General features: G+C 41.8%; 13 protein-coding genes and 1 pseudogene. 2 read left to right on the top strand and 12 right to left on the bottom strand.

The annotated features are described in order from the left end of the window. Positions 1 to 345: 345 nt before the first annotated feature. The 5 genes from BU200_RS09025 to BU200_RS09005 all read right to left on the bottom strand — a co-directional run bounded on the left by BU200_RS09025 (position 346) and on the right by BU200_RS09005 (position 6,206). A complete protein-coding gene (locus BU200_RS09025; protein WP_075099836.1) occupies positions 346 to 1,248 on the bottom strand; it encodes an ABC transporter permease in 903 nt (300 codons plus the stop codon). Positions 1,249 to 1,258: 10 nt separating this feature from the next. Then, positions 1,259 to 2,215, bottom strand: coding sequence for an oligopeptide ABC transporter permease (gene opp4B, locus BU200_RS09020; protein ID WP_075099835.1), 957 nt, complete (start codon positions 2,213 to 2,215; stop codon positions 1,259 to 1,261). A 2-nt stretch (positions 2,216 to 2,217) separates the two neighbouring features. Further along, on the bottom strand, positions 2,218 to 3,162 hold the full coding sequence (locus BU200_RS09015) for an ATP-binding cassette domain-containing protein (RefSeq protein WP_075099834.1): 945 nt from the start codon (positions 3,160 to 3,162) through the stop codon (positions 2,218 to 2,220). Beyond that, positions 3,162 to 4,163 carry an ABC transporter ATP-binding protein gene (locus BU200_RS09010; protein ID WP_075099833.1) on the bottom strand — a complete coding sequence of 334 codons (1,002 nt, stop codon included), beginning with the start codon at positions 4,161 to 4,163 and terminating at the stop codon, positions 3,162 to 3,164. Before BU200_RS09010 ends, BU200_RS09015 begins: the two co-directional genes overlap by 1 nt. A gap of 252 nt (positions 4,164 to 4,415) precedes the next feature. After that, positions 4,416 to 6,206, bottom strand: a complete 1,791-nt coding sequence (locus tag BU200_RS09005) for an oligopeptide ABC transporter substrate-binding protein (protein WP_075099832.1) — start codon at positions 6,204 to 6,206, stop codon at positions 4,416 to 4,418. A 208-nt stretch (positions 6,207 to 6,414) separates the two neighbouring features. Between BU200_RS09005 and BU200_RS09000 the strand changes: the two genes are divergently transcribed. Continuing rightward, the gene (locus BU200_RS09000) at positions 6,415 to 7,656 is read left to right on the top strand and encodes a serine hydrolase (RefSeq protein WP_075099831.1); all 1,242 of its coding nucleotides are present in this window, start codon (positions 6,415 to 6,417) and stop codon (positions 7,654 to 7,656) included. A gap of 298 nt (positions 7,657 to 7,954) precedes the next feature. Continuing rightward, positions 7,955 to 8,999 (top strand): IS630 family transposase gene (locus BU200_RS10715; protein ID WP_089503576.1). Its coding sequence is split into 2 segments (ribosomal slippage): positions 7,955 to 8,386 and positions 8,388 to 8,999, totalling 1,044 coding nucleotides; the frame shifts between segments, so codons are not numbered across the junction. On the opposite strand, the gene BU200_RS08985 is transcribed toward BU200_RS10715, so the two are convergent. The 7 genes and pseudogenes from BU200_RS08985 to BU200_RS08955 form a co-directional block, all read right to left on the bottom strand. Beyond that, positions 8,982 to 10,367: a virulence-associated E family protein gene (locus tag BU200_RS08985; RefSeq protein ID WP_244912641.1), complete on the bottom strand. Its 1,386-nt coding sequence runs from the start codon at positions 10,365 to 10,367 to the stop codon at positions 8,982 to 8,984. The genes BU200_RS10715 and BU200_RS08985 overlap by 18 nt on opposite strands. A 10-nt stretch (positions 10,368 to 10,377) precedes the next feature. Next, positions 10,378 to 12,314: pseudogene (locus BU200_RS08980) on the bottom strand (DNA polymerase). Between the two features lie 42 nt (positions 12,315 to 12,356). Continuing rightward, positions 12,357 to 12,884: a DUF2815 family protein gene (locus tag BU200_RS08975; RefSeq protein ID WP_075099828.1), complete on the bottom strand. Its 528-nt coding sequence runs from the start codon at positions 12,882 to 12,884 to the stop codon at positions 12,357 to 12,359. Position 12,885: 1 nt separating this feature from the next. Further along, positions 12,886 to 13,968, bottom strand: coding sequence for a DUF2800 domain-containing protein (locus tag BU200_RS08970; RefSeq protein WP_075099827.1), 1,083 nt, complete (start codon positions 13,966 to 13,968; stop codon positions 12,886 to 12,888). Beyond that, positions 13,968 to 14,285, bottom strand: a complete 318-nt coding sequence (locus BU200_RS08965) for a hypothetical protein (RefSeq protein ID WP_075099826.1) — start codon at positions 14,283 to 14,285, stop codon at positions 13,968 to 13,970. Before BU200_RS08965 ends, BU200_RS08970 begins: the two co-directional genes overlap by 1 nt. Before the next feature lie 9 nt (positions 14,286 to 14,294). After that, complete coding sequence (locus tag BU200_RS08960) at positions 14,295 to 14,771, bottom strand: DUF7768 domain-containing protein (protein WP_075099825.1); 477 nt, start codon at positions 14,769 to 14,771, stop codon at positions 14,295 to 14,297. A 196-nt stretch (positions 14,772 to 14,967) separates the two neighbouring features. Further along, on the bottom strand, positions 14,968 to 15,390 hold the full coding sequence (locus BU200_RS08955) for a hypothetical protein (RefSeq protein ID WP_142237040.1): 423 nt from the start codon (positions 15,388 to 15,390) through the stop codon (positions 14,968 to 14,970). Positions 15,391 to 15,604 lie beyond the last annotated feature (214 nt).

Raw genomic sequence — 15,604 nt, 5'->3', positions numbered from 1 at the left:
CTGCACGTTTGGTTCGTCTTCTTTAATTTTCAAAGGTCTTGTCCGCTCTCTCAAGCGACAACTATATCAGTATATCACCTCAACTAATCTTTGTCAATAACTTTTTCAACTTTTTTTGAAATTTTTTAATTTTTTTCTTTCTGCGATTCAAAAAAGCCTAGTGGGACGCTATTTAAGCCTTGAGAAACAGGAATAAAATCTTTAGTTCCTCCCTCAAAAAGAATACAATGAAAGCAAGGTCTTGCCAACCTTGCTTCCAAATGATCACAAAACGAGTTCTATAATTACAGCCATTAAAAATAGTAGCAAGTCATTGACTTACTACTTTGTCTTCTATACTAAGAGTTAGCCTAAGCGTTGTTTTGCATCAGCTGCACGTTGGAAAGCTTGTCCAATATAGTTGATACATAACATCATCACCAAGATAAAGATTGCTGCTGGCAACCAGATCCAAGTTTTGTTTTCTAATACCTCGGCATTCCTTGCATTGGCAATTAGGGTTCCCAAACTTGGAACTGTCGCCGGAAGACCAAAACCGAGATAGGTAAGAGAGGTTTCAATACCAATATTTCCGGCAAAGTTCAAGGTTAGGTTAACAATTACCAAGGAACTTAAATTTGGTAGAATCTCACGAGACATAATCATAAAATCACTTGTTCCGAGTGTCTTAGAAGCACTGACATAATCCAAGCTCGCTTCAGACAGGGTTCGAGTTCGAAACAGGCGGGCTTTGTAGGTCCAACCAAACAAACTCATGATAAAGATAAAGTGATAAATCGTATAGTTTTTAACAACTGTAACGAAGACGATAATCATCATCAAGGTTGGCAAAATCATGATGAAATCCACGATTCGCATCAAGAAGCTATCAAATCTACCGCCATAGTAGCCTGCAACGATCCCTAAGGATACACCGACAAGACTGGTCAAAATGGTGATGGAGAATCCGATAACAATCGAGTTACGGGCTCCAATAATTAACTGACCGAAGATGTCTCGTCCGCCTTCATCTGTTCCCAAAATATAGCCATCAACACCTGGTTCAAGGTAGCGTCCAAGTAGGTTAACTTTCATCACTTCTTCTTGATTCATGATGATAGCACCGACAAAGACACCGACTAAAATAATAACCAGAAGAAATAGGGATACTAAGGCAACTTTATCTTTTGTAAATTCTCGAGCAATGACACGCAGTCCTCCGGGAGGAGTAGACGCTGTGTTTTTATCTAATTTTTTATCTTTACTCACATTCTCCTCCTTACTTAACCCGAATCCGCGGATCGACAATACTCATGATAATATCAGACAACAAGGTTCCAAGTAGGGTTCCAAATCCGAACATCAATAAGAGCGCCAAAATAACACTGTAATCACGACCTGAAAGGGAGGTGATAAACAATTGCCCGATACCTGGATAGGTGAAAATATTCTCGACAAAAACCGAACCTGTCACCAAACCGGTCAATTCATATCCTAGGAAAGCAGCAATTGGTAAGATAGAGTTTCGGAAAATGTGACGGTTGTACACCACTTTTTCTGGCACACCTTTGGCACGAGCTGTCCGGACATAGTCCTGTGCCTTGGCATCAATCACTCCTGTCCGTAAATACTGAATCGTACTTGTCGTTGATAAAATAGCCAGTGTTAGCGCTGGTAAGATCATGTGCTGCAAACGACTAAAGATAGCTTCTAAACCAGTGACTCCTGAAGCTATTGAACCACGAGTCGGGAACCAGCCGAGTGAGAAGCCGAACAACCACAAGAGCAAAATCGCAAAGATAAAGACTGGGGTTGAAAAGGTTAAGAAGTTATAGACATTGATCATTTTATCTGCAATAGAATTCTGGTAGCGTCCTGCAATCATACCAAGTGGCAGGGCAATCACATAGGTAATCACCATGGTCAAAAGAGACAACCAGATGGTATTGTTCAAACGTTGCATAATAATCGTGCTAACAGGCTGTTTGAAGAAAACACTCTGACCGAAATCACCATGCAGAATATTCCCAATCCAACGGAAATACTGGATATGGATCGGATCATAGTAGCCATACTGGATACGCAGGCGTTCAATCGCTTCAGGATCGATATTTGGATCAACCTGTCCCGTAAATGGATCACCAGGCATCAACTTGGCAAAGGCAAAAGCAATGATACTAAGAAGGATCAGTTGAGGAATCATAAGTAAGAAACGACGCAATACTGTTTTCCACATACTTAGATACCTCCTTTCGTTTCTGGTAAAGCAACTTGATGAGTGTCTGAAAATGCTTTCAGGTCAAATACACGACCATTTTCATCATAGAAGATGCTTTGTTTTTCAAGATATTCTTGTTCAGCTGCCAAGCGACGTTCTTTGTTTTGCACACGGCTGTGTGGGTCAATACTTGGAATTGCTGACAATAAGCGTTTGGTATAGATATGTTGTGGATGATTGTAAATATCTTCCTTATTCCCCGTCTCAACAAAACGACCGCGGTACATGATATACAATTCATCACACATGTGTTGAACGACACCAAGGTCATGAGAAATAAAGAGATAGCTCAATTTATACTCATCTTGGATCCGTTTCATGTAGTTTAACACCTGTGCTTGTACAGACAAGTCTAGTGCAGATACCGGCTCATCGGCGATAATTAAGCGAGGGTTACTTGCTAGGGCGCGGGCAACACCGATACGCTGCCGCTGGCCTCCTGAAAATTCATGCGGGTATTTCACGAGCGCTTCTTCTGTCAAACCGATTGTATCCAATAAGCTAAGGACACGCTTCTTTTCTTCATCTGGCGACATACGGTCAAAATTACGGATCGGCTCTGCGATAATGTCCAAAATCCGCTTCTTCGGATTAAAACTTGAGAGAGAGTCTTGGAAAATCATTTGGACATCGCGGTTAAAGTTGCCTTTTTTGCGACGGGATTTGTTGGTCACATTTTGTCCTTCATAGATAATCTCTCCGGACGTTGCACGTTCCAAACCGATAATGGTCTTTCCAATTGTTGACTTACCAGAACCTGATTCTCCTACAAGACCGTAGGTTTTTCCTTCTTCAAAATGAAGATTGACACCATCAACGGCGTAAACATGGTCTGTGATACGATTGAAGAAGCCACTACGAATTGGGTAATGAACTTTTAAATCTTTTACTTCAATAAATCCCATTAGTTCGTCTCTCCTTCAAAGTAGAATTTTTCATGGCAAGTACAGCGTACAAAATGACCGGCTGACACTTCGTGCATGATTGGATTTGCTTCATGGGCTTCTGCCTCAATCCAAGGGATACGTGGCGCAAAGCGACAACCTGTACGAGGCATTTTTGTCAATGGTGGTACCGTCCCGTCAATCACGTGCAAGTCGCTACCCTCATCACTCGATTGTGGATTTGATTTCAATAAAGAACGCGTGTAAGGGTGTTTAGGATTGGTAAAGAGCTCTTCAACAGGAGCTACTTCTACAAATTGACCGCCGTACATAACAGCTACACGGTCTGCAGTCTCTGCTACGACACCGAGGTCATGCGTAATGAGGATGATACCTGAACCAGTCTCAGCTTGGATTTCATTTAATAAGTCCAAAATCTGAGCCTGAATAGTTACATCTAGGGCAGTTGTTGGCTCATCAGCAATAATAATCGGTGGTTTACATGACAAAGCAATCGCAATCACAATCCGTTGGCGCATTCCACCTGATAGCTCATGCGGATATTGCTTAAAGGTGCGTTTTGGATTTGGAATTCCGACTTGCTCTAGCAATTCCAAGACGCGAGCTTTACGCTGTTCCGCATTCATATCTGTATGATAATAAAGTGCCTCATCAATTTGGGCACCAATCGTCATCAAGGGATTCAAAGAAGCCAATGGATCTTGGAAAATCATTCCAATGTCGTTTCCGCGAATCTTATTGTAATTCGCTTCACTCATTCCAACCAACTCTTTGTCCTTATATTGGATGCTACCTTCTATTTTTGTATTTAATGGATTATGAAGTCCCATAATCGTTGTCGCCAAGGTTGATTTTCCACACCCTGACTCTCCTACAATCGCTAAAATTTCATTTTTTTGTAGACTAATGGATACCCCATCAACGGCATCATAAAATTCATCGCCAATACGGAAACCGACGTGTAGGTCATTAATCTCTAAAAGCGGTTTTTCATTTGTCACGCTTTTCCTCCTTCGTCAACAGCCGAGCTGCCTGTCAATAAAAAAATAGAATATTCATTCTATTCTATCACAATTTTTCCTCCTCTGCCAACTATTTCAGCTATCAGCAAGGTAAAAATTCTTTTAAAATTTCCGAAAAACTCTCGTTCTTTGTCAGTATTTTTTACACGATTATTTGAAAAAGCCAACTAAGTTGGCTTTTTCAAAATCTATCTATAACATTCCGTCATGAGAGATTTTTCGATAGGAACATTACTCCGCAATGCCTTTATCAGCAGTCAATTCAACCTTTTCCCAAGCTGTAGCTGAGGCCTTAGAAGCTGAACCGTAGTAAGTATCCCAATTTTTCACACGCTTATTAACCGCTGTTACAGCTTCTGACTCAAATAACGGGATAGCAAATGCTTCATTGAAGGCATTTTCTTGCCATTTCTTGTAGTTTTCAAGATTTTTCTTCTCATCGAATGATTCAACAGAACCAATCGCTTCAAGCAATTTACTATTTTCTTCTGATACGAAGCGTGACATATTGAATTTATTCGTAGGTCCCCACACATTTGGCATTGGGTCATAACCAGTCGACCAGCCGCCAAGATAAGCATCAATATTTGCGTCATTAGCCTGAACCATTTCGTAGAATGAGTTTATCTCAATGGTCCGACCTGTATAAAGCTCAACGTTCAAGCCAATTTCTTTCCACCAAGCAAGGTACTGTTGTACAAGAGCTTCGTTTGCTTCTGTACGTTTACGTGCAGCAAGACTAATCTTGAATGCTTTTCCATCTTTACCTTCACGGATACCATCTCCATCTACATCTTTGTAGCCCGCTTCATCAAGCAATTCTTTTGCTTTTTCTGGATTGTAAGCAAAACCTTCCAAGTCTGAATCGTGGAGTTCACCAAAGAATGAGATAATCAGAGAGTTTGCTGGATGGTATAAGCCATTATAGAGTTTTTCTCCCGCAGTCTTAGTATCAAGAGCATATCCCATAGCTTGGCGCAACTTCACATCATTCATCTTAGCGTCAGGATTCATGACATTTTTCTTAACTGCTTCATCATATTTACCGAAGTTAAATGAAAGGTATTCATAAGATGACTCTAGATTACCAAGAAGGGTTACATTAGATAGACCCTTGTAAGAATCTATTTGGTCTACAGGCATTTCTGCAGCATCATAGTGGCCAGCTTTCATCTCTGATACAATGGTATCTGGAGAAACGATGTCCATCTTCAAGCCCACTTTTGGTTTCCCCTTGAAGTAGTACTCATTCGGTTCAAAAGTAATCGACTCACCATTGACTACTTCTTTGACCTTGAATGGTCCCATACCGACAATTTTTGTTGTCGCACGTGCATACTCACTCTTTTCCCAATCTGCTACTGGGATATCTTTAAAGATGTGTTTTGGCATGACATAAGCTGGTACAGACCCACCCGCATACATCATAGATGGCTCCATTTCTTTTACAGTCAAAACCGCTGTATAGTCGTCGACTTTTTCAATACCTGAGATGGTATCTGCTGTACCTGCGACAAACTCGTCCATGCCAACGATATTTGTGAATTTGTCGTCAAAACGGACACCCGTATAGCCTTTATCCGCCATTTTTTCAATTGTAAAGAGGTAATCGTCAATCGTGAATGGCTTACCGTCTGACCACTTGTAGTCTTTGCCTGTCAAGCTAACTGTAATGGTCTTTTCTTTCGTATCAAAGTCTACTTTCGCAAGACCTGAATCGTCTAACTTACGGTCTCCATCGTAGCCAAACATACTTTTATCAACCATTGATCCAAAAGTAGAATCGGTAAGCTGTTGGGTTAACTCATCAATCAGAAGACCTGTCGCAGCAGCTGGTGATACAACTGCATACTTAAACTGCCCATCCTTAATGACGGAGCCGTCATGGGTAACTTCAGTAGGAAAACTCAAATCAGCTTTTGATCCAGCTTTTGATGAACTCTTTGCACCACAAGCTGCAAGTGCTGTAACTGATAACAATGTCACACCCGCAAGAGTGAGCATTTTTTTAGACTTATTCATAAAACACCTCTTTATAATATAGTAAAGACCTTTTGTCTATGAAAGATATTATACCATAAATTTTTCTTAAAAAAAGTCTTTTATCTGGAAATTTTGCAAAAGAACCAATTTTCATTATTTTCAGACTATTTTCTGATAGAAATTTCAAGAGAAGTGCCCCCTACTTTGTGATATAATAGGACTAATATAAAATGAGGTAACTACTGATATGAAACGATTGTATAAATTCCTAATCGCTTGCTTGTGTGCAACACTTTTTCCCTTTTCTGTCCATGCCCTAGATACATACAGTACAGATGCTGAACATTCGATTGCGATCGAAGCCCAGACAGGGAAAATTCTCTATGAGCAAAATGCTACTACTCCAGCCAGTATTGCCTCTCTTTCAAATCTGCTGACTGTCTATCTGGTCTATGAAGCGATCGAGCAGAAAAAACTGACCCTTGACTCCCAAGTTCCTATCTCAGATTATGCCTATAACCTAACGATTGCATCGCCTGTGACCAATGTCCCTCTGGACAAGCGTTCCTATTCTGTTCAGGAATTGATCAAGGCTTCTTTGATTGCTTCAGCCAATAGCGCAACAATTGCACTAGCAGAACAGGTGGCAGGTAGTGAAGCTGCCTTTGTAGACTTAATGCAAGAAAAGCTAGTGTCTTGGGGGATTTCAGATGCGACCATTATCAATTCAACCGGCTTGAGCACGGATCTTCTGGAGGAGAAACAGCCTTCAGACGAGACAAGTGAGCCAAAATCTGAAGAAAATCGCTTATCTGCCCTTGATGTGGCAATTGTTGCTCGGCGATTGATTCTCGACTATCCACAGGTCCTAAAGGTCACTTCCCAATCCCATTTTAAATTAAATGAGACGACCCATTATGGAACAAACGCTCTGTTAAGGGGTGGGGCGTACGAGAGAGGGGGAGTTGATGGTCTCAAGACAGCTTCTGGAACTTCTATCGTTGCAACCAGCGTAGAAAATGGCATGCGGGTCATCACGGTTATCTTACATACCAAAGAGGGCGACCTCTACCCTGAAAAGCGCTTCCTTGAAACGATCAACCTGATGAATTATTCCTATACCTATTTCAAATGGATCCCTATCGTGGAAGCTGGCCAGCCCTATCACGATAGTAAGGTAACTGTCTTTAATGGCGGAAAAGCAACGGCTGAAGCCGTCGCTAAAGAAGATCTCATGTTTGTAAAGAGGGAGCGATATACGGAGGAAACAAAGGCTAAAGCCGAAGGCCTCCAGACCATATTTGATGCTCCTCTTGCTAAGGGAACTGTCCTTGGTACCCTAACCTTGAATGATACGGATTTGATTGGACATGGCTACGTCGACCAACAGCCAAGCGTAGAACTGGTCGCTGCCGAAGATACTCCTCCTGCAATCTGGCCCTTCTCTTGGTGGAATCACTTTGTCCGGTATGTGAATGAAAATTTGTAGATAAAGTCATTTGATATATCATCACGTTCGACTTGTCGTACCCAAATACGGTCTGTAACTCCTTGCCTAGTATTAAAAGGCAAACAAGCAAAAGCTACTCGCCACGACTATCCTAGCCTACGGCAAGTATGCTGACGGAGTTTGAATGTGATTCTTGCAGAGTATAGCCGTTTAGTTTATTTTTAGTACTAGGCAACGAGTCGCAGGTAGTACTGGGGTACAACAAGACGAGTTAACGAAGTAATGAAAATATAAACTAATACTTAACAAAAATCAAAATCTGAATTATAATAATGATATGAACTTTACACAAGACCACATCAGAGAACTTCGAACAGCTCTTAAAGACAAGTCACTCACTGCCTATCACAAACGGATTCAAGCAGTCTATTTACGCTCTCAAAAAATGACATACAAAGCCATTTCTGATTTAATCGGTTTATCTCACGATACTATTTGGCGTTTGGTAAAAAAATATGAACAAGAAGGGCTCTCTACACTTATTCAGGATACACGTGGCGGTCGTCATCGGTCCTATCTCACTTATGAAGAAGAAAAAGCTTTCTTACGAGAACAGTTTGATCGTAGTGCTTTAGGGCAATTTGTCACCATTTCAGAGATGCATGAAGCTTATCAAACTAAAATTGGAAAAGCAACTACTCTAGAAGGCTTTTATGCCCTTTTAAAGCGCCATGGTTGGCGCAAAGTGACTCCCCGACCAGAACATCCTAAAAAAGCAGATGCCAAAACCATATTGGCGTCTAAAAATAAAATCTACTGTCAAGAAGTTGAGAAAGCGCTTTAGGTACAGTAGACGCTATCAGAAGGTTAGACTTATGTATCAAGATGAAGCAGGATTTGGTCGGATTAGTAAAGTTGGGAAAGCATGGGCACCAAAAGGGATGAGACCTCATGTCCCTACCCATTATATTCGAGAATACCGCTATTGTTACGGTGCTGTTGATGCACATACTGGAGAGTCTTTCTTCATTATTGCTGGGGGATGTCATACCAATTGGATGAATGAGTTTCTCAAACAATTATCTGAAGCCTATCCTAATGATTATATTGTACTAGTGATGGATAATGCTGTATGGCACAAATCCTGTACATTAAAGAAACCTGCAAACATTGGCTTCGAGTTCATTCCACCTTATACACCTGAAATGAATCCAATTGAACAAGTTTGGGCTGAAATACGTAAAAGAGGATTCAAGAATAGAGCTTTTAAGACACTTGAAGAGGTGATTGACAAACTACAAGAGGTGATTCAAACATTGCATTGGTCTGATTTGAAATCCATTGTTTATAGAAAATGGATTTCTTCAGATTTTGATTTTTGATGAGTATAAATATTCCTTAATCGGATGATAAGTCCGCTCAGAAGTCACGACAGCTAAGAGGGCATCCTTGAACTTGGTCGGTGACCAAATCCCATAGATACGTTCAAAGTAGAGCTTGGCATTGGCTAGATCACTATCGTTCCAACCAGACTTGACCTGCTTCCAAGGGAGTTCACCAATCACATCAATCATATCCTTGAACTCGTTATACACAATGGTTTGTAAGTTTGGGTCATACCGCACAATGGTCGCAATGTTGGACAAGGTATCTTTGACCTGTCCAGCTTTGTTCAATTCTAAATGAGCCTGCCAGTTTTCCTCTTCTTGGAACTCCAGCGTCGCCTGAGCTAAGCGCTCCTTTCCAAGAAGTTCTTTGGTCGCTTCATCTTGTAGCACAAACTCTTGCATGGCTTTAAAAGAAGCTTGCTTGGTCGTTTCACTCTTTTCTTCCTCGTCTAAGTGGCCAAACAGATGCAGGCGAACCAAATCAAAACTAGAAAGAAGTCTACCGCCATAAGGGTCTGTCGCATGATGACTATAGGCAAACTTATCCTCATAAATCACAACACCACCACTGGTCGATGCATGAATATAGTCATAGCGATGTGCGATTTCAGACGGTCGATAAACTCCTGATAAAAAGGTCGCAATCGCTTCTTGAATCGAATAGGTTCGATTAAAGGCACCAATCAAGCCTTTCTTACCGAGGGGATCTGCTTGTCTCTTAACAGCGCATTCTAAATGCTTTGTTTGTCTGCTGGATACGGGCCACTCGCTCGTATCCTTCCAATTCTGATAGCGGGCAAGGACCCTGTCAGGATTAAGCAGTTCGCCTTCTAACTTCCGAAATACAAATTCTCCGTCTCGCGATGTCGATGGCCAATACATGAGTCGTGATGGCTCATAAGTAGTATCATCAAAAAGTTCTATCCCAATATCTTCTGCCATCTTTCTCGCAACTGCTTGGTATTCTTCTGCCGTCACTTCTCTAGATAAGGGAATAATGAGGCGCAGGCGTGGCTGCTCGGACGTATGTTTATGGGTCGAGTAAAAATAGCCATGAAAGTTAAAGAGTAACTCAATCTCATCCATACTATCCTTCGTCGCAAAATCCATATCAAGAGTCAAGGCAGAACGCCCCAAGACAGCCTCTTTCTTTCGCCTTCCGTGACGGAGACGGCCCAAAACAAAGCCCCCGACATCCTTTATTTCATCCTGCTTCGATTTTGGAAAGCTTCTATACTCCGCAACACTTTCTGCCGTACGGATAGTGTTAGCGATTCTTGCCTCAAATTGTTCTAGGCTATAGACCGTTTGTGTCCATACCTTATCTGTTCGTTTATTTCCTAATGAAATAGAGATATCCATCTTCTCCTCCTTAATCTTTCTGATAAAAAGGGCAAGTATAGCCATCTGCTCGGAGAGGCAGTCCTTCTGCCCAGTCTGGTTTTGTCGCAAATAGATCGCAAACCTCCTCCACAGATACTGCTTTCTTTGGGACTTCAACGACTGCCTCATCATGGACATGTAATACAATGGGGAGTCCTTCTTGCTCAAGCTTACACATGCCATAAGCAAGAAGGTCTCGTGCAATTCCTTGGACAATATTTTCCACTAATTTGGGTTCATAGGTTTCAATCCGTGTCCACTTCTTACTCTCTCCGATGCCTTCATAGCTCAAGCCTACCTTACCAAAGCTATCGATTTCCATCTGTGGCTTTACATACGCTAATTTCCGACCAGAAGGAAGGGTAATGAAGAGCATTCCTGCTTGATAGGAGAGAAGGAGATTTCGTACGCGCCTGCTCTCTCTTGTCTCGACAACTTGTTTTGCGGCACGATCAATCTCCCACCAAAACGAGACGATATGAGGATTTGCTTGACGCCACTGGGTGACTAAAGGATAAAGTTCTTCTTCATCCATGCCCATCTCCAACGCCCCATCGCTGTGAGTGCGCCGACTGCTCCACCATAGCCTAGTGCCAACTCCGCAATCTTTCCCTTTTGTCTCAAATGGCTATTTTGCCCGTGCTTTTCTACTGGAATTCCAAACATGGTACTCGCAGACGCACAATAGATGTCTTCCCCTGCTTCAAAGACCTCAAGGCGCCAACTCTCGCCTGCCAACCAAGCTAAGACGCGTGCTTCAATGGCCGCAAAATCTGCCACGATAAACTCATGTCCTTCTTTGGGAATAAAGGCTGTTCGAATCAACTCTGACAAAACCGTTGGTACATTATCATAAAGCAAATCTAATAGCTCAAACTGTCCTTCCTTGACGAGTTGCCTTGCAAGGGCAAGGTCTGGGAGTTTATTTTGAGGCAAATTTTGCACTTGTACCAGTCTACCCGCCCAACGGCCGGTACGATTAGCCCCATAAAACTGTAACAAGCCATGAACTCGCCCTTTGGTCGTCACACACCGCTCTATCGCTTGGTACTTTTTGACGGAGGTTTTAGAGAGTAAGAGACGAAACTGTAACATCTCAAGCACCTCTCCCTCTTCTTCCTTCATTTGAGCTTGAATGGATTTCTTATTGAGCGAATCCATGAAGACGCCTTTGGTCTCTAACCAATTCTTAACCTGGATAACTGAATTTGGATTCTCAACTCCAGATAACTCATAGGCACGTTTGGTAACTTGTTCCTTATAGGTTAAATCGCATAAAATAGCCTGCTCAACTAAGGTCTGATCCACCTGAATTCCTCGGTCGTTAATCGTTTGATCCAACTGATACAAGGCTTGTTCATCTTCTGGTAAGAGATAGCTCTTCAAGCGGGTACGAATTGCACTCTCCACTTCAACATCTTTCTTACAATAGCGTTTAAAGAGCTCCCAATCCTCTCGGGCGTGATGCGGATAGTTCCTTGTCCGCTTTCCATTTGCTTGAGTTGGAGTACAGGGGAGACAGAAATACCGAATCAAGCGCCTGCCCTCTTTCATCTTCTGTTGGTCCATTTGAAGAACCTGCGCAACTCCTTCTAAGGAATGAGAAAGTCCCAAGCTAGCTGCCTGTACAGCGGTACAAGACCACGAACGAGCTGATAGTGGCTGATGGAGATATTTCGAGAGGCACACCCTTTCAAAATTGGCATTAAAAGCTGTTTTAAGGACAGCATCATCCATCAAGGCTTGTTGGATCTCCTTCGGGAATGGCTCTCCCTGTGCAAGGTCCACGATTTCAATCGGTTGGTCATCTACCTGGTAGGCGCATAACAAGACTTCAAAGTCTGGGCTATCCACGTAGCGATACACACCACACTTGATTAAATCCACATCCGAATAGGTTTCAATATCAAGACTCAGTTGTTTCATACATCCTCCAATAAGTAAGAAGGTGAATGACTCCACCTTAGTTTAAGTTAAAAAATCATCTGTCGGGACAGAGGTGAACTCATCTTCTGCTCGCATCCGTCCACCAAGGGGCTCGCCATCACGTAGTTTCTGAACGTTCCCAAGCCCTGCCGCAATCCCTCGATTCCCGTTGATATTAAAGGCATAGAAGGTAACCGAAACCCGACCATAACACCCTGAATAGACTTCACTCTGGTCCAAAATCGCTTGGACATTCGCATCCACAACCTGAGGTTTTTGAACAGAATTACAGTTGATAAAGTAGCTATTTTGATAGGCCTCATCATCTGGTCGCTCAATATCGCCATCTCGAAGAGGTAGTTTCAAATTCGCTGGAATTTTTCCGCCAAATTTTGCGACTCCTTCTTGCTTGGCTTGTTCCACCGCTCCTTGAATCTGTTTCAATGTTGCCACATCACTTTTAGGAATAATGAGTGAAATGGAATACTTAGGATTGGAACCATTGATGGAGTGGGGCTCCCAAATATTGGCGTATGAAAAACGTGCAGGTATAATCACTTTTGTCGTCATCTTACTTTCCTCCAAAATCTTCTTCTAATGATTGATCTTTTACAAGAGTGAGTTTGCCTTCTGGTTTTTCGACATACTCTCCCAGTAATTCCTTAAAGGTTTTCTTTCCCATGAGTTTTTCAATTTCTGTCAAACTCAGGAGCTGTTTCTTATAAATATTGTCATAACCGTTTGCTACCGCAACCTCTATGACTGCATCCGTATCGGTAAACTTCCGATTGCTTCGACCGTGGGCCAATCGAAATCCCTTCCAAGTCTTACCTGTCTTTTTGGCTACCTGAATGGCATAGTCCTTCACTTCTGTAGCCCATTTAACTAAATCATCCACATGAGTTAAGACGTCTTCGATCTCCACATCCGTCAACTGATGCGGGGATGGAAGTTGATAGTCTACTAGTTTCTTGTGATAATTATGCCTTGCTCGTAGAACAACCCCACAATTAGAAAATTGAAACCATGGACCATAGGTGATTGTCCCTTCTCCCTTGAAGGCCAGTTCTGCTTGGGGCTTTAGGATAGTTTCTGCCCAATCAAGGAGTTCTTCTGTCGCAATGGCCCAGGAGCTGATATTGTTCTTTCTCGGCTGAAAAATCGTCATGGTAATGTCTTCAATATCATAGAGAACATCAAAGAGGGCTAGAGCACCTAGGGCATAGAGCTTCATCTGAGGATTGTCTTTGGCAACTACTTCCACCCCTTTTCCGTATTTAAAGTCAATAATCTGAAGACGATTTTCAGAAACGATGATACAATCTCCTGTTCCAAATCCTTCTGGAACATAGGTTGAAAAATCTAAGCGTTGTTCCACTAGAACCTCTGAATGGTCTTTTATCTGGTCCAATACATAGGAGATATAAGAATCGGTATAATACTCCATATCCTTATCAATTCGTGATGAGTCAGGGCGTTTCTCATCATAACCCAGTTCTTTCTTCAACTTCCACTCCGCAAGACTATGGGCCACTGTTCCTTCTTCTGCCGCATCACTTGTCTTATTTTCAAAAAGTTCTTCTAAACGAGCAATCGGTGGAACACTTAACCAACGGTGGCTTGAAGAAGCAGATAATACCGCATATTCTCTCATTACAAAGCCTCCCCTTCTTTCATCACTTGTGCGTATTGGCTAGGTTCAATCTCTGATAGTTTACTTGCCCCAAATTTTTGGAGGAGTTTTCGGATTTCTTCTGTCTTTCCTGCTTTTGATTTTTCGGCTAAAAGCTTTCTGACCTCTACAATATCGACTAGCTTCTCTTCCTCAGCAACCCTTACTTCTGCTTTCTCTGGAAGAGAGGACACATCTCCCTGTCCTAGTCCTTCCACACTATTACAGTAATCCAACAAGGTTTCCGCAAAGGTACGAGCAGCTTCTACAACTTCTACTAATTGTTTCATGTAACTCATGATAGCCTCCTAATCTAATAACATACTGGTAAAGAATGACCATGGCGATTTCTTTGTAGGAGTAGGTTGCTTAGAGGCTCTTTCTCCTGCATAGATAACATCATGACCACCACAAACAGAAGCAAAACGGAAGTTCACTCGATCATCAATCTCCATTGTCCGAGGGACAATCGGCTGACCATCTTCATGAAAGAGTCGAAAGGACTTTCCAAGTCTCTTTGCGGTATCAATTTCAAACTTCATTCCGTCCGAAATCTTCGGACCAAAGACCCATATTTCATCACATCGTTTGAGGAGCTCTTGCCCCATGGTTAATCCCACAATCCGCTCATCAGGATTATGGTCATCTAAAAATTGCGTCAGCAGCAAATGCGGAGCGATTGGAACACATCCCTTGTGAATCGCTTGTCGAGAATAACTCCTTGCTTTCTTTTGGTTTTCTTCCACATCTCCTCTTAAGGGAGAACAAATAAAGACTGTTTTCATATTTACCTCTGAAAAAATTTTTTCGTGAAAGTTCGATGGCCATCTCCAACTCACAACACTAGTATATAGCAGATTCCACGACCCAAAACGGACATGTTGGTGTCCACTAAAAAAACTCTTCTATCAACTAATAGAAGAGGAAAAAGGAAAAAACATACCCTAAACAAGTAAAAAAACGGACATCTAAACGTCCGTTTTACTGAAGTACAATATTAAATTTTTTTAGAAACTCTTTTACTTGTTCTACTGACTGACCCTGAAAAGTAAACAAAACGGTTTGATAACGCAAATGAGTGTGATTGCTTAGGTCTAGCTTCCACTTGGATTTTTCTAATAAGTGCATTGAGATACTGGGAGGAAGATTGAGATACACACAAACCAAAAGGAACAATTCCAAGCTCCCTTCTCCTTTAAACAGTCTTCCAATTTGTTTTTCTGTATAATACAATTCTTCAGCAATTTCTTTATAAGTGACCTTTCTCCATTTTTTAATCACTTTCATGGAAGCTTCAAAATCATTAGACAGTTGACTAAAAACCCGGTCCTCCTCTTGGAGTTGCTTTAACAATATCGCATCTTGCTTCTCTTTACTAGAATGTTCGTAACCATTTTGGTACACAAACTGAAATGAGATATCGCTAAACTGAGAGCGATTCAAAACAAACTCTTGATAGGATACTTCTTTTAGGGCACCTCTAAAAACTTCAAGTAGTTGTTAAGTAAGCCCTATTTGTAAGCATTAATTCCAGTAAGCTTCGCTTTCGAAGCTTACTTTTTGCTTATTTTCCTATTTTTGGGCGCACTAAGCCCATGATGGCAATCCCAGTCGTTTG

This window comes from Streptococcus acidominimus (genome assembly GCF_001921825.1).
Lineage (GTDB): Bacteria > Bacillota > Bacilli > Lactobacillales > Streptococcaceae > Streptococcus > Streptococcus acidominimus.
This window is presented reverse-complemented; position numbering and strand designations above follow the sequence as displayed.